The following is an 18,754-nucleotide window of genomic DNA, read 5'->3' as shown; positions in this document are numbered from 1 at the left end:
AAGATACGACATGGAGTTATACAACGAAAATATCGCCCGATTAATACAACGTTCCTTACTGGGTGAACTTTCAGGAGAAGAACAGCAGGAGTTAGAGGCGTGGCTGAAGGATTCGGTGGAGCATGGTGTTCTTTTTAATAAGATTAAAAAGGAAATGCGTGTTTCTGTTGAGAGTCCGGTGTTCTGTTCGCTGAATGACGAGGTTGCTTGGGCGAAATTTAAAACAATAACGAGGAAAAGAAAAAGACAAGTGGTTATTTGGCATATGTTGAAGTTTGTTGCGGTTATTGCGGTTCCATTAATAATTTCGGTATTTTGGTATTTGGGACAAAGGGACAATGTCGTCAAGTTGGCTTCTCGGTCTAGCGAAACCATTGTTCCGGGCGAGAGCAAGGCAGTGCTGGTTGCCGCAGATGGGAAGATTCACGAGTTGAACGGGAAACAGGAACAACAGGTGATAGAGGTAGGGGAAGGTGTTTTGGTTAAGCATGGTGGAAGTAATTTGGTGTATGATTCTGTGGTTGCGGCAGGGCATGAAAATATATTAGATATGAATACGTTGAGGATTCCGAGAGGAGGAGAGTTTCAATTAACTTTGTCGGACGGAACGGTTATTTATTTAAATTCGGCAACAAAACTGAAATATCCCGTGGCGTTTAATGGTAAAGAGAGAAAAGTGTATTTATCGGGAGAAGCTTATTTTGAGGTGGCAAAAGATGTTGAACGACCGTTTTACGTGGTGACGGATGAGTTGGAGATCCGGGTCTACGGGACGGAGTTTAATGTGGATACACGTGGAAAGGGAGGCGTGCGAACTGTGTTGGTTAACGGTAAGATTGGAGCTCGTGACCGACGGGGGAAATATGAAGTGGTAATGAAACCGGGAGAGTTGGCTACACTGGATCGGAGAACCGGAGAGATTGTCTTGCGGGAGGTGGATGTACGTCAATATGTGGCTTGGAAAGACGGGTATTTTGCTTTCGAGAACGAAACATTGGAGCAAATTATGAGTACGCTGTCTTTATGGTATAACGTGGATGTTTTTTTCCAAGCTGAATCTGTAAAAAAAATGATTTTTACCGGCTATATGAAACGATATAGCGAGATAGACGAGATTTTGAGAGCAATCACGGATGTCGTGGGAGTGCAATTTTCTATAAATGACCGAACGATTGTTGTATCGAAATAAAAACGGAAGGTGTTGAAGTCCTCCCGTTGATTCTACCCCATAGGCCCTTGTTGGAGTTGGGCTTTGGGAATGTTGAACTGTTTAATTTACAAATGTATGAAAAAAAATCGATTATGCTATCGATTGAGTCGAGAGCATGTGAAAAAAAAATGGATGATTATGAGATTGTGTTTCTTGTTAATTTGCGGTTTTACCTTTTCTCTTTCCGCTAATTCCTTGGCACAACAGGAAAGAGTAACGTTAAATCTGACGAATGTTACGGTAAAAGTATTGCTGGATGAAATTCAGAGACAAACCAAACTGTGTTTTATCTTTAATCCGCTACAGACGGATCAATTGGGGAAATTATCGTTACAAGTAAAGAATGAAACGGTAGAGGAAGTTTTAAGACGTGTTTTGAAAGATACGGATTTAACTTTCAAGTTTCGTGATGAGCTTATAATAATCACGAGGAAGGGGGAAAAAGATGACGAGAAGAAAGAGAAAACAATTGTAGCTCAGGGAATAGTGAAGGATACGAAAGGGATTCCTTTGCCGGGAGTAACGGTGATGATTAAAGGAACCTCGCTAGGTGTTGTTACTGATGTCAAGGGGGCATTTAAAATAGCATTGCCTCAAGATACTGTAACCCTCGTTTTTACTTTCGTGGGAATGAAAACCCAAAGTGTGAAGCTGAAAGCCGGCGAAGAGCGCAAAGATTTGAATATCGTGATGGAGGATGATGAGCAGAAGATCGATGAGGTGGTGGTTACCGGATACATGAATATCAAGAAGTCCAGTTTCACGGGGAGCGCTACTCACGTGAAAAAAGAGGATATCATGAAAGTGGGGGCTTCAAACGTGATTGATATTTTGCAGGTGTTCGATCCTTCTTTGCGTGTGATGAGGAATAACGATATGGGGTCGGACCCCAATACGTTGCCGGAATTTTATGTACGAGGTCGTTCAGGAATTTCTAATGTAAGAGAGTTGGATGTGTTGGAAGCGGAAGATGTGTCAAAGTATGCTTTAACCAATAATCCGAATACGCCGATTTTTATATTGGATGGTTTCGAGGTTTCCGTGCAGAAGATTTATGACATGGATCTTAACCGTATTAAGGATATCACAATTCTAAAAGATGCTGCTGCCACGGCTATGTACGGTTCCCGCGCTTCTAACGGAGTGATTGTGATCGAAACGGTGGCTCCAAAACCGGGCGAATTGACAGTGAATTACAATGGTAATTTAGAGATTACGGCTCCTGATTTGAGCAGTTATAACTTGATGAATGCTAAAGATAAATTAGCGGCAGAAGTTGCTGCCGGTTTATTTGAACCGGAAAATGCAATTTCTTATGAAAGTAGTTGGGATAGTTGGTGGAGAAGTGCTTACAGTGCTTATATCAAAAAGTTGAATTACGTGTTACAAGGAAAGGATACCTATTGGTTGTCACAACCATTGCAGACGCAGTTCAATCATAAACACAGTGTGTACGTGGAGGGAGGGGCTGAGAATATTCGTTTTGGAGTGGAGTTGCGTTACGATAATCAAAACGGTGTTATGAAGGAATCTTATCGCGATCGTATTGGTGCCGGATTGACATTGGATTATCGTTGGAAGGGGTTGCAAGTGAAAAATCAAGTGAACTACAACGTGATGAAGAACGAGAATTCTCCTTATGGTTCTTTTTCCGATTATTCCCGTAAACAACCTTATGCTTATTGGTTGAATGACGATGGTTCATGGGTGGAATTGATTTCTAACGGGGCAACTTCTGTTAAGAATCCGTTATATGAAGCCAAGCAGGGAAATTTCAGCAAGAACGGATATAAGGAGTGGACGAATAATTTGTCTGTCAATTGGTTCTTTAATGATCATTGGATGGTTAAAGCCCAAGTGGCGGTTACTTTAAATGACGCTTGGACGGAAAATTTTACATCTCCAACTTCGGGTACTTATACTGAACGGGGGCAGTTATTCAGTAAGGGTGAATTGACAAAAACCGAAACGAAAACTAATAGTTGGGATGGGAATGCATTTCTTTCTTACAATCGTTCGATAGGAATACATAATATAAACTTCTCTGCCGGTACAAATATTAAATCAACGAGTACGAAGTATATTTATTCTCATTATCGTGGTTTTCCGGATGCGGACCATCATTCCGAGGCATACGCTTACGAGATCGTGAAGAAGCCCACGATGTCGGATAATGAAACGCGTTTGTTAGGAGGATTTGCGATTTTGAACTATAGTTTGAATGATATCTATTTGTTTGATGCTTCTTATCGTTTTGACGGTTCTTCCGAGTTCGGTACAGATCGTAAATATGCTCCTTTCTGGTCATTGGGAGCGGGATTGAACATTCACAATTATCAGTATATGCAAAAGTACGGCTGGTTGAATAATCTGAAAGTTTCTGCCAGCGTGGGAGAAACCGGTAAATCAAATTTCCAGCCTTATGTAGCTCGTAATACGTTGAACGCGATGTTGGATGACTGGTATCCAACCGGAATCGGAGCTTCTTTGGTGGCGATGGGAAATGAAAACCTGACGTGGGAAAAATTGTTGACGTGGAATTTCCGTGCGGATATCGGGTTGTTCAATCGGGTGATGATAAAGTTTGATTATTATATCAAGAATACGAAAGATTTGGTGACAGAAGTTTCTTTGCCGCTTTCTTCCGGGTTCTCGGTCTACACGGATAACATTGGGGAAGTCGAGAACAAGGGATTCGAGGTGGATGTGAATTGGCGCGTGTATTCTACGAAGGATTGGGATGTTTCTCTTTTCGGAAACTTGGCGCATAACAAGAATAAATTGAAATCTATTTCCGAAACATTGAAACGATATAATGAGCGGATTGATGAATTTTATGCCGGGTACAAAGAGATTGCGGAAGGTTCGAAAATGCAAACGATCATGAGTACCATAAAGAAAAACGAACCGTATATGAAGCCTTATATGAAGTATGAGGAGGGAAATTCGCTGACGGCAATCTATGGAATGAAATCTATCGGTATAAACCCGGCGGACGGACAGGAAATCTACGTAAAACGTGATGGAACTTTGACTTATGATTGGTCATCTGTTGAACAACAAAAAGTGGGGGATTCAGAGCCTTGGGCGCAAGGTGCTTTCGGTGTTAATTTGCGTTGGCGAAATTTCACTATGTACACGACGTTCCTGTATGAATGGGGTGGAGATGCTTATAATAGTACTTTGATCAGTAACGTGGAGAATGTGGATTTGAACGCTTATAACGCTGATTACCGGGTGGTGTTGGATAGATGGCAGGAGCCGGGTGATGTGAGTCCGTTAAAGGCGTTGAAGGATCGGTATAATGTGACTCGTCCGACATCTCGTTTCGTGCAGAAAAATAATTTCGTGAACTTCAATTCCTTGTCTTTGAGTTATGACTTTAATCGCGAGTTAATCCGTCGTGTGGGACTGAGTACATTGAAATTGCAATTTAACATGAAGGATATCGACACGTGGTCGACCATCAAGCAAGAGATGGGGTTGTCTTATCCGTTTGCCCGGACGTTTACATTTACGTTGAATGCTAGTTTCTAACTAAAACAAAGAGAGAAATGAAAAAGTTAATATATCTGTTATTATTATTGCCTCTAGGTTTCTTCAATTCGTGTGATGAGTTCCTGGATGTATCTTCCAAGCAGGAGATGCTGCAAGATGAAACTTTTGAATCGCAAAATGGTGTTCATATGTACGTGAACGGGGTTTATCGTTTGTTGTCTGAAACTTCATTATATGGACGGGAGTTAACATGGGGGTTAGTGAGTGTGTTGGGGAATAATTATAATTCTACGTCTTCAAGCTATTTGGGTACGAACTATTATAATGCTTCTAGATATACGTGGGAGTATTCTGGAGTACAAAAACTTATGACGAATATTTGGGCTAAAGGATACAATGTGATTGCTAATTGTAATAATATCATACAAGAGATTTCCAAGAAAGACACTTCTTTTTTTGAATTTGGAAGTATGGAGAAGAATATGATTTTAGGTGAGATGTATGGCATTCGTGCTATGGTGCATTTTGACTTATTGCGTTTGTTCGCTCCGGCTCCGGTGACGAAACCGACAGGGTTAGCAATGCCTTATGTAACTACTTATCCGGATCATCAGCCTGAACACAAGAGTGTGAATGATGTGCTTGCAAGTATTATTGCCGATATGGAGAAAGCAAAAGGGATTTTGGCCCCGGTGGATACTATTTTTTGTTTGAGTTGGAACCAAAGTACTTCCGGACGGATCTACCAGTCGAGCTCGTATTCATCCGCTCCGCCTAATGATTTTGTAAGTTATCGGGGAATGCGGATGAATTATATGGCGGCTACGGGATTGTTGGCACGTATGTATCTTTATAAAGGGGATTATGACAAGGCTTATGAACGTGCGCTGGAAGCACTGGAATTTGTTGATGCCGGGTGGTATAGTTGGACAAGTAGTAGTTATCAATATTCATCTAATGCGGCTAGCCAATATCCTAAACGTTTTGACGAGTTATTACTTTGTTTTTCCAATAACAATAGCTATGATAACTGGGAAGCTTATACGACGGGTTCTTATGCCAAATGTTTTGTGATGAATGCTAATTACTTGGCATCTCTGTTTAAGGGAGATGAGGATGATTATCGTTTGCGCGGTATGTATGGAACAAACGGTGTGACCGGTCGGTACAACAATAATAAGCGTTGGTTGGTATGGGAACGCCCGCAATCCACTTCATCTTCGGTGTCTGCCTCTGTGAGTGATCAAGGTCCGCTATTGCCGTTATTGCGTTTTTCTGAATTGTATCACATTCAATTGGAATGTATGTTGCTGCACCGTAATGAACGACGTGAAGCCATTGAATTGCTGAATACCATGCGTGCAAAGCGAGGGTGTAAGTTGAAGATTGAACAAGAGACGACAAAAGAGGTATTGCTTGAAATCTTGTATAACGATATTATTCGAGAAACCTTGACAGAAGGGCAAACCTTTTTTATGTTCAAACGATTGAATCGGGATATTTATAACGGAGCTACTAATATAGAGATGAAACCTGAAAATTGGTATGCACCGCTTCCTGATGGCGAAACTTCATATTTATAATAAAATAAAAGTGTTATGAGAAAGTATTTGATTTATATTTTATTTTTATCGTTTTCGTGGAGCGTGAGCGGGTGTTCCGAAGATGATATTAAGTTATATAGCGACAAGGATTATATCCTGTTCACGAAATATATTCAAGATTCCACCAGTTTCTCTTTTCTTGCTTATCCTAACGTGGAACAAGCAGAGTATAAGTTGGAAGTAAAGTTGATAGGACTTCCCTCAGACAAGGATCGGGAATACAAGATTTCCGTGATGAAGGATTATACTGATACTCCGGATGGTACTTATATATTACCGGAAAAGTTTGTGATGGAAGCCGGTCAAGTGGTGGATACTTGTGTGATTGTTTTTAAAAAGACACCGGAACTCTCTAGCGTAGCCCGTCGTTTGACGTTGTGTCTGGAAGAAACTGAAGATTTTGCTTTAGGGCAAGCAGATCGTTTAGTGGCAATTATCAACGTGTCGAATATTATATTTAAACCGGATTGGTGGAACTCTACCGTGGAAAAAACTTGGTTGGGTAAGTATTCTGATATGAAGTACGAGTTATTTATCAAGATAAATGACGGAAAAGTAAACGTGAATGTTAATGATGCCAACGAGATTCGAACCTGTACACTGAAACTGAAAAACTACTTGAAGCAGATGGCGGAGAATGATCAGACCGTGTACGAGAAGGATGGTACCGAGATGAAGGTCGCTTATATTGGAGGTTAATTTTAAATAGGAAGATATGAAAAAGATAACGAAGTATATGCTATTATGTCTGATCGTCTTTGCGTTCGGGGCATGTTATGAAGATAAGGGTCATTATGATCATATTTATTCGAACATTGAAAAACTTAATTGTTATTCGAAACAGAATGTGTCTACGGTGACGTTGGGAGATACGGTAAAAATTTTCCCCACGATTACATGGGTGAATCCGGAAGTTGATACATTAGCTTATGATTATTTTTATGTTTTTAGTGGAGATACAATTTGTAGAGAACGGAATCTGATAATTGTTCCCGATGAAGTTGGTGCTCACATCGGTTACTTGATAGCGCAAGAACGTGCCACGAAACTGATGACAATGGTGAGCGTGAGTTATACCGTGAATTCACGTTTCAAGACCGGTTGGTTGATCTTGTCTGAAAAGGAGGGAAGGACGGCTTTGTCAATGCTTATTCAAACCCGAAATTATTATAATCTGGATGAAGGAGATGAGGGGTACGTGGATTACGAGAATGGTGATATCACGGAAAGTGGAGAGGTGTATGGCGGAGGGTATTTGTGTTCTTGGGAAGATGGTATCGATCTTTATCAAGAATTGCACCCGGATAGTCCGTTGGGTAGTAAACCGGTTTCCGTGGATATGGGTTGGGTCGGTTACAGTAATGATTACGCTGAGATCGTGGTAATCCAAGAGAATGGTGATAATTGGGTGTTGAATGCAAATGATTTTTCTAAATATTATGCTTTTAATGAAGATTTCGGTTCCGGGGTTGCCAGAGCTTTTGAACCGGTTCAGTTTATCGATGCGCTGACTTCTCACTATATGGTCGGGAAAGACGGATCTATTTATTGGAGAAAAATCGATGCATCAACAATGGATTCAAGACAATGCCGTTGGGAGAATCTGCTTTATTTCGGTAATAATGGGAAAATCACGAAAATATTTGATACATGGATCTATAAATTGGGAGCGATGCTGGTATATGATGAAACAAATAAAGCTATTATACCGGTTACTACGGTTGCACAAACTAGTGAATCTGCAGCGGCTCGTCTTTTGGATATAACTTATGGAGAAACGATACCGGATGGCTTTGTACTACTAGGGAATACCGGCGAGTATACTCCGGTTTATGTGGCTAGTATAGGATCATCCAGTGATTACAATTCATCGACACTATTTATGCTGTTGAAAAAGGGAGATAAACTTTATTCACAACAGTGCTATGCTTACGTGGATTATTATTCCGGTGTTTTTAAGATTTCTAAAATGCAGGCACCCGTAGAATTCCCAGCTGATGGTAAAGTGAATGAAAATTCAATTTACATGAAATGTAAATACGATAGTGATTATATGTTTGTGGCAGAAGGTAGCAGGTTGTATTTCTATGAAATGAGTATTCCGGAACGAGGTTTGAGATTGTTCAAGGATTTTGGTTCTAGGATTACAAGTGTTACTGAAAATCCGGCGAGTTGGATGATAGGTGTGGCGTTGGAAAATGGAGAGTTCCACTTGTTGGGTACGTACGATCGTTTCTTTACAGGAGAAGGTTTGGGAGAGCAAGCGACTTATCACGTGACAAAAGGTTTGGGTAAAATTACGGATGTCGTTTGGAAACCTAGTAGTTATGTCGGTTGGGCTTTCGGTTTCAATTACTAGTATTTGGAAAATGTATTGTGTGTGAAATTTAAATATGTGAATTAAGATTTATGGAAAAACCAATTGTAAAAATTGAAAATGTTTCTCATCGGTATAGTGTACAATGGGCAATACGGGATATTAATTTTGAAATACCTACCCGGGGAATTTATGGATTGCTGGGTTCAAACGGTGCGGGGAAGTCAACATTGATGAATATTCTTTGTGGCGTGTTGAGACAGACTGAAGGAGATATTTTTATAAAGGGAATAAATACAAAAGAAAATTCCGTTGCGGCGAAGCGTTTGATAGGTTTTTTACCTCAGAAACCTCCTTTGCATATGGACTTGACGATAGAGGAGTTCCTTTATCATTGCGCGGGAATTCGACTTATGCCTGATAGCGAGATTCCGGGAGCGGTGGAAAATGCTTTAACTGAGTGTGGGTTATTGCATTTCCGGAATCGCTTGATTCGTAATCTTTCGGGTGGTTACCAACAACGGGTGGGTATCGCTCAAGCAATTATTCATAGTCCCGAGTTGATTGTATTTGATGAACCTACAAATGGTTTGGATCCGAATCAAATTCTTGAAATCCGCAATCTGATAAAAAAGATTGCGGAGAACAGAACTGTAATTCTTTCAACCCATATGCTTACCGAAGTGCAAGCGATATGTAATCATATTCTTATGGTGGAAGAAGGTCATATGGTGTTCTCGGGTAGTGTGGATGAGTTTGACAATTATATTACCCCGAACACCGTATTCGTATCTTTACTTGATGCTCCGGCCCCGGAAGTGTTGATTGAAGTTCCCGGGGTAACAAGAGTGGAAGAGTTGGGGGGAACGAAGTTCCGGTTGATAGCCTCGGACGTGAATGATGTTATCGAACAAATGGTGGAATATAGTTATAAAAATGCTTGGCGCTTGAACGAGATACGCGTAGAGAAAAGTTCGCTTAATGCCATTTTTGCAGAATTGTCTAAAAAATCAAAGTAAAGGAAGAAATATGAAAGCTATAAAAAGAATTGCCCTGACGGAATTGCAGACTATGTTTTATTCACCTATAGCATGGTTCATCTTGATTATTTTCACGTTTCAGGCCAGCATGACGTTTGTGAATGCGTTTGAGGGGTATGTCGTTTCTCAAGAATTGGGACGTTACGTTTATAATGTGACCATGGGGACTTTTACCAGTCCTTGGCGTGGGGGATTGTTTCCCGAAATTCAAGGGTATTTATACTTGTATATACCTTTATTGACCATGGGTATCATGAGTCGGGAGTTGAGTAGTGGATCAATCAAGTTGCTTTACTCGTCACCAGTGACGAATTTTCAGATTGTTATCGGGAAATTTATTTCAATAATGATTTATGCGCTTGTGATGATTGCGGTACTTGGTCTGTTCGTTATTTATGGTGTATGTTTCGTGCATGAATTTGATTTACCTCCGGTATTGGCAGGGTTGCTAGGGCTTTACCTGTTGATTTGTGCGTATGGAGCTATCGGGCTTTTCATGTCATCCTTGACCTCTTATCAGGTGGTTGCAGCGATGGGTACCTTTGCGGTATTTGCCGTGTTGAATTACGTGGGTGGTATGTGGCAGGATATCGCTTTTGTGCGGGATATCACGTATTGGTTGTCAATTCGAGGGCGTTCAGGTGAATTTATCAACGGTTTGCTTTGTAGCGAAGATGTAATTTACTTTTTGGTTGTTGTCGTTTTGTTTCTGACTTTTACTGTAATCAGGTTGACCGTGATACGTAAGAAAAAAAGTTGGTTCGTTAGTACTTCTTGGTATTTCTCGGCGATATTGATTGCTGTGTCGATTGGGTATTTGAGTTCTCGACCTACATTCATGTGTTATTATGATGCTACGCGGACTAAAGTAAATACCTTGACTCCGAATAGTCAGGAAATCGTGTCCAAGATGAAAGGGAATTTGACAATTACCACTTATGCCAACGTGTTGGATGAAGATCGATTTTTGTGGTATGGCTTCCCGAAAAGTGAGTTGAGCGATATCAAACGTTTCAAGCAATATACTCGTTTTAAGCCGGATATCAAGATGAAATATGTCCGTTATTATGCCAAAGGAAATAACGAGGAGGAGTTGAATAAGCGTTATCCTACTTTGAATGATCGCGAGAGGATGGTGAAAATCACCCAGAATTATGGTGTAGACTCTTCTATTTATCTTGATGTGAATGAAGTGAGCAAATTGGAAGATTTGTCGGGTGAAAATTATCGTTTCGTGCGAGTATTGGAAAGAGAGAATGGGCAGAAGGCATTTTTGCGTATTTATGATGATATGTATGTGTTCCCGTTCGAGACGGAAATTACCGCGGCTTTTAAACGATTGCTGATGGATTTGCCGCAAGTGGGATTCGTGGAAGGACACGGAGAACGTGATTGTATCAAACAAGGCGATAGAGATTATAATCGTTTTGCACAAGATAAGCCTTTCCGCTATTCTTTGATTAATCAAGGTTTTGATTTCAGACAAGTTACTTTAGACGAAGAAATTCCTGAAGATATCAATATTTTGGTTATCGCGGATGTGAGGGAGGTTTTGCCGGAAGCACATCGGAAGAATTTGGATGCTTATATTGCCCGGGGAGGGAATCTTTTGATAGCGGGAGAACCTAAGCGTCAGAAGTACATGAATCCTCTTGTGGAGCAATTCGGGGTTCGTTTTATGTCGGGACGTTTGGTGAGTCCAAGTGAGAATTTTCAGTCGGATTTTATCATGTCCAAGGTAACAAAAGAGGCAGCCGAGTTTTCTTACGAACTAAAAGACATGTATAGATATGGAAACGTGGCAACGATGCCTTCTACCGTGGGCTTGGATTTATCCGGAATACCGAATAGCGGTTTCAAGGTAACAGTATTGTTAGTTACTGATTCACTGAAAACCGTTTGGAATGAGGTTGAAAGTACGGACTTTGTAGATGAAATACCTGTGATGAATCCGGATAAGGGGGAGGTCGAATTGAATCAGGTTCCAACTATGGTTGCTCTTTCTCGCGCCGTGGGGAACAGGGAACAGAAAATTATTATCTTGGGAGATGCGGATTGCTTGAGTAACGGAGAGATCAGTATTTCTCGTAATGGGGTAGGAGCATCCAATTATTCTTTAATTACTTCCTCATTCTTTTGGATGTCAGATGGAGAAGTGCCTATTGATGTTCGTCGTCCGAAACTTCCAGATAATAAAGTCTATGTTACTAAGGGTGGAATGACTGTAACAAAAATTGTGTTGATAGGAGTAATTCCATTGATGTTGATTTTGTTTGCAAGCGTAATATGGATAAGAAGGAGAGGACGTTAATGTCTGGTTATAAAAAAAACCGCCTTGCTGAAAGGCGGTTTTTTTTTATAACTAAATCAATTTTTTAGCAATGTCCTTGAGCGCACATAGCTTCAGCAACTTTGATAAAACCACCGATGTTTGCACCCTTAACGTAGTTGATCTTGTTACCTTCTTTGCCGTATTTAACGCAAGTATCGTGGATGTCTTTCATGATCTGAAATAGTTTTGCGTCTACTTCTTCTGCGGTCCAGCTATATCTCATTGAATTTTGACTCATTTCAAGACCGGAAACAGCAACACCGCCAGCGTTAGCCGCTTTACCCGGGGCGAAAGTAATGTGCTCGTTCAAGTAGTTAACAGCTTCTGCGGTACAACCCATGTTAGAAGTTTCAACAACCATTTGGCAGCCGTTAGTGACCAATTGTTTTGCATCTTCTTCATTCAATTCGTTCTGGATAGCACACGGGAACGCGATGTCGCATTTTACTTCCCACGGTTTGCGTTTCGGAATGAACTTAGCACCGAATTTCTTGGCGTAAGGAGCTACCACGTCGTTGTTGCTGGCACGCAATTCCAACATGTAGTCAACACCTGCTTGTGTTAAGCCTTTCTCGTCATAGATGTATCCGTCAGGACCGGAGATGGTGACCAATTTGGCTCCCAATTGGACTAATTTTTGGGCGGTGCCCCAGGCAACGTTGCCGAAGCCGGAGATGGCAACCGTTTTACCGGCGATTTTCTCACCTTTTTCTGCCAACATATGTTGTGCAAAGTAAACGGTACCGTAACCGGTAGCTTCCGGACGTACTCTTGAACCACCGAATTCGCGGTTCTTTCCAGTCAACACGCCAACAAATTCGTTACGGATTCTCTTGTATTGTCCGAACAAATAACCGATTTCACGAGCTCCAACACCGATATCACCGGCAGGTACGTCAGTATCTGCACCGATATATTTGCAAAGTTCTGTCATGAAACTTTGACAGAAGCGCATAACTTCGTTATCGGATTTGCCTTTCGGGTTAAAGTCAGAACCTCCTTTGCCACCTCCCATCGGGAGTGTTGTCAAAGAGTTTTTGAAAGTTTGCTCGAAACCTAAAAATTTCAATCCGCCAAGAGTCACTGACGGGTGGAAGCGTAAACCTCCTTTGTATGGTCCGATGGCGCTGTTGAATTGTACTCTGTAACCGCGATTGATTTGTACTTCACCTTTATCATCGATCCAGGGCACTCTGAATATGATGACTCTTTCAGGCTCTACCATCTTCTCGAGGATTTTGTTAGCTTTATATTTCGGGTTTGCCTGATAGATATCCCATACGGTTTCGATTACTTCTTGAACAGCCTGGTGAAATTCTGTTTCGCCTACGGTTCTATCCTTCAAGGCATCCATGAATTCTTTAATCTCTGCTTTCATTTGAATATTGTTTAAGTAAGTTTATACGCAAGTGTTACAGGTTAAATGAGTGAATAACATTTACCGGGGAGTTGCGTGACAATTCCCTCCAATTCCAGTTTTAGGAGTAGAACTGACAGGTCGTGTACCGGTATCCGAGTGAGTTGATGAAGTTGGTCGATGTTCTGTTCTCCCGCCACTGTTAATGTTTGTTTGATAAGGTCTTCATCGTTTGATGCTGAAAAGAAATCTATGGTGGTCTGGCGTGGTCCCGTCGGGATAGGGTCCCAGTTTACGGCTTTCAGTATGTCCGAAACATTTTCCACGAGTGCTGCAATGTTTTGTTTTATCAGCATATTACACCCCGTGTAATTCGGGTCTTCCGGGCGACCGGGTATGGCAAGCACCTCCCGGCTGTAAGATAAAGCCTGGCGTGCGGTCGACATGGCACCGCCTTTCACGGGAGATTCTGCCACGAGTACTGCCTCGCTCATGCCTGCCACGATTCGATTGCGTTGAAGGAAGTTCGTGGGATGAATGGGGGCGCAAGTCGGGAATTCCGAGAGTAGCGTACCTCCTTGTGCCAGTATTTTCTCCGCTATATTTTTATGAGATGCCGGGTAGACCATATGCAACCCGTGCCCGAGTACGGCTTGCGCCCGCAGCCCGTGCCGAAGGCAGGCGGAGTGGGCGGCAATGTCGATCCCGTAGGCAAGCCCGCTGATGATATTCGGGCGGTATCCCATGTCTGCCAGTTGCTGAAGAATGTTGCCCACGCGGTTTTTACCCAGTTCCGTTGCCTTGCGGGTTCCCACGATGGCGATATTCTTGGTTTCGTCGGCTTCCAGCGTTCCCTTGTAGAATAGAACGAGGGGGGCATCCGCGCAATGCTTTAGCAGGCGGGGATAGTGAGGGTCTTCAATCCCGCAGGTTTGGATATGGTGTTTTTCCATGTTTTTCAATTCCTCTTCCGCTTGTTGCAGCCATAGCGACCGTTCCGGTTGTATATTCGTCAGGTGGTTTTCTTTGAAAAGGAGCTTGATATTCGCATCGCTCTCTTGAAAGAATCCGGTTATGCCCCCGCATTGTAGAAATAACGGGGAGTACAGAGCGTTGTTTAGCCTGGGTGCCATCGTGATGGCTACTCGTGTCAGTATGGTATAGTCATTATTCATGCTCCGGTTGTTTTAATGTATAGGTTCAAAGTTATCTTTTTATGGCGAGAAAACCAACGAATTTAGAGGGAATGATTTAAATTTTGTAAAATTGTTCTATAGGGATTCAAGAAGACGTGGCTAAATCAAATACTAATCTTGTATAAATTACTGAATAGTAACGTTTAAACTATTTTGGATATATGGTAGTTATTCTTTATGAACCTTATTTATAATAAAGTTCATATAGAGTTCATATAAGGTTCATATAAAGTTCATGACAAGAATAATATGTAATTAATACTTGTTTAAAAACAAATTTACACGTGTAATTATCGAGTCGTGGGGTGACTTGGTGGCAGGACTTTTTGATTAATGCGTAAAATAGTGTAATTTTGTGAAGAAATACGGGATAAATGGAGCATATTGTATTTACAACGGATTCGAGCATGGTTCTTGCCGACTTGTTACGAGGTGTCAGGCATGAACAATTGTTTATCGTGGCGGATAAGCACACGGTAGGTTTCTGCGATAAGTTGTTGGAAAAGGTGGACTGGATACCGTTGAACGTGGCGGTGGTTGATTGTGGGGAGGAAAACAAATCGCTGGATAGTGTAGCCCGTATTTGGTCTGTCCTGAGTAGACGAGGAGCCCGGCGTTCTTCCATTCTGTTGTGCGTGGGGGGAGGTATGGTGACGGACATGGGAGGATTTGCCGCTTCGACTTTCAAGCGGGGAATGCGTTGTATTTATGTGCCTACCACGTTGTTGGCGCAGGTGGATGCATCGTTAGGGGGAAAGACTGGAATAAATTTTAACGGGTTGAAGAATGAGGTCGGTACTTTCAAGGAGCCGGAACGGGTGATTATTGATGTCATGTTTTTGAAGACTTTGCCCGTGCGGGAGCGGATGGCTGGTTTTGCCGAGATGTTGAAGCATGGTTTGTTGTCCGACGTAGAGTATCTGGACCGTTTGTTGACCTGTGATACGAATGAGCCTGACCGGGAAGAATTTCTTGATTTACTCAAGCGATCGATTTCCGTCAAGAGTGAAATCGTGACTTTAGACCCGTTGGAAAAAGGGACGCGGAAAGCTTTGAATTTCGGGCATACGGTAGGGCACGCTATTGAAAGTTGTTCCGTCACGCGGCGGGAAAATTTGTCGCACGGGGAGTCGGTGGCGTTAGGGATGATCGCGGAATTGTATCTTTCCGTGCGGGAGAAAGGTTTCCCGGAAGAGATATACCGTCGGGTGCGTGATTTTATAAAAAGGTATTATCCCACTTACCCGGTCATGGAACATGCCGATATGTTGTGCGAATTGATGTCGCATGACAAGAAAAATGATCGTGAAGGGTTGAATTTTACACTTCTCGAGAACGTCGGACAGTTTTCTGTTGATAATTATTGTTCGAGGGAACTGGTAATGGAGGCTTTAAGGCAAATATAAGATTGTAAGGATGGATAAAGTTATCGTTTCGGAACAGAGGAAGATAGAGGGTACGGTTATTTTGCCGGCATCCAAAAGCGAGTCCAATCGGGCACTCGTCTTGAGCGCGTTGGCGGGTGGCGGGGTACCGGAGAATCTGTCTGATAGCGATGATACACAAGTGTTGGCGGAGGCGTTGAAGCAGGTGGGGGGGCTCGTGGATGTTGGGCATGCCGGTACTTCTATGCGTTTTCTGGCGGCTTATTTTGCCTTGCGGGAAGGGGTGTGGGAATTGACCGGGTCGGAACGGATGAAGCAACGCCCGATAAAAGTGCTGGTGGAGGCTTTACGGGAGTTGGGGGCGAAGATCGAATACCTGGGACGGGAGGGCTTTCCTCCCTTGTGGATTGGCAATTCCGTGTTGCAGGGAGGGCGGACGATCAGACTGGATGCTTCCGTGAGTAGCCAGTATATTTCGGCTCTGATGATGATTGCACCTTTGTTGAAGAGGGGGCTTGTGATCGATTTTAAGGGGAAGGTCGCTTCCGCGGATTATATTCGCATGACTGCAGAGATGATGCGTCGCTTCGGGGTGGACACCGACTTCGAGGGAAAACGGGTGACAATCCCGGAAGGCGTGTACATGCCTGTCTCTTTTCGGGTAAGTGCCGATTGGAGTGCCGCTTCTTTTTTTTACGAGTTGTTGACTATTGCCGGGGAGGGGGAGATTTTCCTTCCAGGTCTGTATATCGATAGTTTACAAGGTGATGCCCATCAAATTGATTTGTGGCGACAGTTGGGTGTAACCACGGAAAAAGTAATTGGAGGGGTTCGCCTGTCGGCTAATAGCGATCGTGTTGCCCGTTTTGAGGCTGATCTGTCGGGCATGCCGGATGTGGCTCTTCCCGTGATTGTGGCTTGTTGTTTGTTGGATATTCCCTTTCATTTGACGGGGTTGGATACGTTATATATAAAGGAGTGTGACCGGGTGATGGCTGTCATGCGGGAGGCTGGTAAATTAGGGTATGGTTTACAAGTTCCTGCGCGTGGCGAGTTGTGTTGGAACCGGGAGCGGAATGCATGTACGACGTTGGAGATTGATACTTACCAGGATCACCGGATGGCAATGGCATTTGCTCCTGCCGGGTTGAGGTATTGCGGGTTGACCGTGCGGGATGCCGATGTGGTTTCTAAGTCGTTTCCCGGTTTTTGGGAACAATTTTATCATTTAGTGATGTGATATTTATGGTGTTTTGTTACTGTCTATCTGTTTTTTATTTTGATAAAAACTTTTTTGCTAAAATATTTGTTTGAACCGGAAAAAAGCAGTAATGTTGCATCGTTGATTGCGGTTGAAAAATTCAGCCGTTGTGTAGATGTGTAATCTTACTTTAAAATATTTTATTATGAATGTAGCAAAAGTAATGGCTGACCTGGAAGCCAAACACCCAGGTGAAAAAGAATTCCTTCAAGCGGTACACGAAGTGTTGGAATCAATCGAAGAGGTTTACAACCAACACCCTGAATTCGAGAAAGCAAAAATCGTTGAACGTATGGTAGAGCCGGATCGTATCTTTACTTTCCGCGTGGCATGGGTAGACGACAAAGGTGAAGTTCAGACTAACTTGGGTTACCGCGTACAATTCAATAGCGCTATTGGACCGTACAAAGGCGGGCTTCGTTTCCACAAGGCAGTTAACCTTTCTATGTTGAAATTCCTCGGTTTCGAGCAGACTTTCAAAAACGCTTTGACTACTCTTCCGATGGGTGGTGGCAAAGGTGGTTCTGACTTCGATCCGGTTGGAAAATCAGATGCTGAAATCATGCGTTTCTGCCAAGCTTTCATGTATGAATTGTGGCAAAATATAGGTCCTGATACTGATGTTCCTGCTGGTGACGTTGGTGTTGGCGGTCGTGAAATCGGTTATATGTACGGAATGTACAAAAAACTGGCTCGCGAATACAATACTGGAGTATTGACCGGTAAGGGTGCAACTTGGGGTGGTTCTATCCTCCGTCCGGAAGCTACCGGTTTCGGTGCTCTTTACTTCACGCAACATGTTTTGCACACTGCAGGTAAAGATATCAAAGGCAAGACCGTAGCTCTTTCCGGTTTCGGTAACGTGGCTTGGGGTGCTGCAACCAAAGCTATCGAACTTGGCGCTAAAGTTATTGCTATCTCCGGTCCTGATGGGGTTTGCGAAATCGCTGACGGTATCACCAAAGAGATGATCGACTATATGCTCGTTATGCGTGCTTCTAACCAGAACCGCGTTGAGATGATGGCCGAGAAATTCCCGGGACAGGCTAAATTCACTGCCGGTAAGAAAGCATGGTCTGTAAAATGTGATATCGCATTGCCTTGCGCATTCCAGAACGAGTTGAACGGTGACGATGCTAAAGAATTGATCGCTAACGGAACATGGTGCTGCTGCGAGGTTTCCAACATGGGTTGTACTCCGGAAGCTATCCACGCATTCCAATCTAACGGTATCCTCTTCGCCCCGGGTAAGGCTGTTAACGCTGGTGGTGTTGCTACCTCTGGTCTTGAAATGACTCAAAACGCAGCTCACCTCGGTTGGTCTGGTGAAGAAGTGGATGCTAAACTTCACTTCATCATGACTTCTATCCACGAGGCTTGCGTTAAATACGGCAAGCAAGCTGACGGTCATATCGACTACGTGAAGGGAGCTAACATCGCAGGGTTCATGAAAGTGGCTACTGCTATGCTTGAACAAGGTATCATCTAATCCTATTTCTTGTAAATAGTTTTGATAGAGATATTAAATTGGCTGCAACAAATTTCGGTTTGTTG

The 18,754-nt window shown here is 42.7% G+C and carries 12 protein-coding genes; 10 read left to right on the top strand and 2 right to left on the bottom strand.

Annotation, left to right across the window (positions count from 1 at the left end):
- Window positions 1-10 precede the first annotated feature (10 nt).
- The 7 genes from BN8899_RS07020 to BN8899_RS06990 all read left to right on the top strand — a co-directional run bounded on the left by BN8899_RS07020 (window position 11) and on the right by BN8899_RS06990 (window position 11,980).
- Window positions 11-1,189: a FecR family protein gene (locus BN8899_RS07020; protein WP_065218881.1), complete on the top strand. Its 1,179-nt coding sequence runs from the start codon at window positions 11-13 to the stop codon at window positions 1,187-1,189.
- Between the two features lie 159 nt (window positions 1,190-1,348).
- Window positions 1,349-4,747, top strand: a complete 3,399-nt coding sequence (locus BN8899_RS07015; RefSeq protein WP_065219424.1) for a SusC/RagA family TonB-linked outer membrane protein — start codon at window positions 1,349-1,351, stop codon at window positions 4,745-4,747.
- A 17-nt stretch (window positions 4,748-4,764) separates the two neighbouring features.
- Window positions 4,765-6,291, top strand: coding sequence for a RagB/SusD family nutrient uptake outer membrane protein (locus tag BN8899_RS07010; RefSeq protein WP_065218880.1), 1,527 nt, complete (start codon window positions 4,765-4,767; stop codon window positions 6,289-6,291).
- Window positions 6,292-6,306: 15 nt separating this feature from the next.
- Window positions 6,307-7,011 carry a DUF4843 domain-containing protein gene (locus tag BN8899_RS07005; protein ID WP_018338983.1) on the top strand — a complete coding sequence of 235 codons (705 nt, stop codon included), beginning with the start codon at window positions 6,307-6,309 and terminating at the stop codon, window positions 7,009-7,011.
- A gap of 16 nt (window positions 7,012-7,027) precedes the next feature.
- Window positions 7,028-8,671 carry a PKD-like family lipoprotein gene (locus BN8899_RS07000; RefSeq protein WP_026207772.1) on the top strand — a complete coding sequence of 548 codons (1,644 nt, stop codon included), beginning with the start codon at window positions 7,028-7,030 and terminating at the stop codon, window positions 8,669-8,671.
- A 50-nt stretch (window positions 8,672-8,721) separates the two neighbouring features.
- The gene (locus tag BN8899_RS06995; protein WP_018338985.1) at window positions 8,722-9,648 is read left to right on the top strand and encodes an ABC transporter ATP-binding protein; all 927 of its coding nucleotides are present in this window, start codon (window positions 8,722-8,724) and stop codon (window positions 9,646-9,648) included.
- 10 nt (window positions 9,649-9,658) lie between these two features.
- Entirely contained in the window at window positions 9,659-11,980 is a 2,322-nt protein-coding gene (locus tag BN8899_RS06990) for a Gldg family protein (protein ID WP_065219423.1), read from the top strand.
- Window positions 11,981-12,044: 64 nt separating this feature from the next.
- Here the strand turns inward: BN8899_RS06990 and gdhA (BN8899_RS06985) are convergent, their stop codons facing one another.
- Window positions 12,045-13,379: an NADP-specific glutamate dehydrogenase gene (gene gdhA / locus BN8899_RS06985; protein WP_065218879.1), complete on the bottom strand. Its 1,335-nt coding sequence runs from the start codon at window positions 13,377-13,379 to the stop codon at window positions 12,045-12,047.
- A gap of 41 nt (window positions 13,380-13,420) precedes the next feature.
- Window positions 13,421-14,533 carry a DNA-processing protein DprA gene (gene dprA / locus BN8899_RS06980; RefSeq protein WP_065218878.1) on the bottom strand — a complete coding sequence of 371 codons (1,113 nt, stop codon included), beginning with the start codon at window positions 14,531-14,533 and terminating at the stop codon, window positions 13,421-13,423.
- A gap of 395 nt (window positions 14,534-14,928) precedes the next feature.
- Here dprA and aroB point away from each other — a divergent pair, with 395 nt between their 5' ends.
- From aroB to gdhA (BN8899_RS06965), 3 genes are all read left to right on the top strand, one after another.
- A complete protein-coding gene (aroB, locus tag BN8899_RS06975) occupies window positions 14,929-15,960 on the top strand; it encodes a 3-dehydroquinate synthase (protein ID WP_065218877.1) in 1,032 nt (343 codons plus the stop codon).
- 10 nt (window positions 15,961-15,970) lie between these two features.
- Window positions 15,971-17,179: a 3-phosphoshikimate 1-carboxyvinyltransferase gene (locus BN8899_RS06970; RefSeq protein ID WP_065218876.1), complete on the top strand. Its 1,209-nt coding sequence runs from the start codon at window positions 15,971-15,973 to the stop codon at window positions 17,177-17,179.
- 166 nt (window positions 17,180-17,345) lie between these two features.
- Window positions 17,346-18,689, top strand: a complete 1,344-nt coding sequence (gdhA, locus tag BN8899_RS06965; RefSeq protein ID WP_065218875.1) for an NADP-specific glutamate dehydrogenase — start codon at window positions 17,346-17,348, stop codon at window positions 18,687-18,689.
- Window positions 18,690-18,754 lie beyond the last annotated feature (65 nt).

The organism is Butyricimonas sp. Marseille-P2440, from assembly GCF_900091675.1.
GTDB classification, from domain to species: Bacteria; Bacteroidota; Bacteroidia; order Bacteroidales; family Marinifilaceae; genus Butyricimonas; species Butyricimonas synergistica.
The sequence above is the reverse complement of the archived record's forward strand: the minus strand, read 5'-3'. Positions and strand labels throughout refer to the sequence as shown.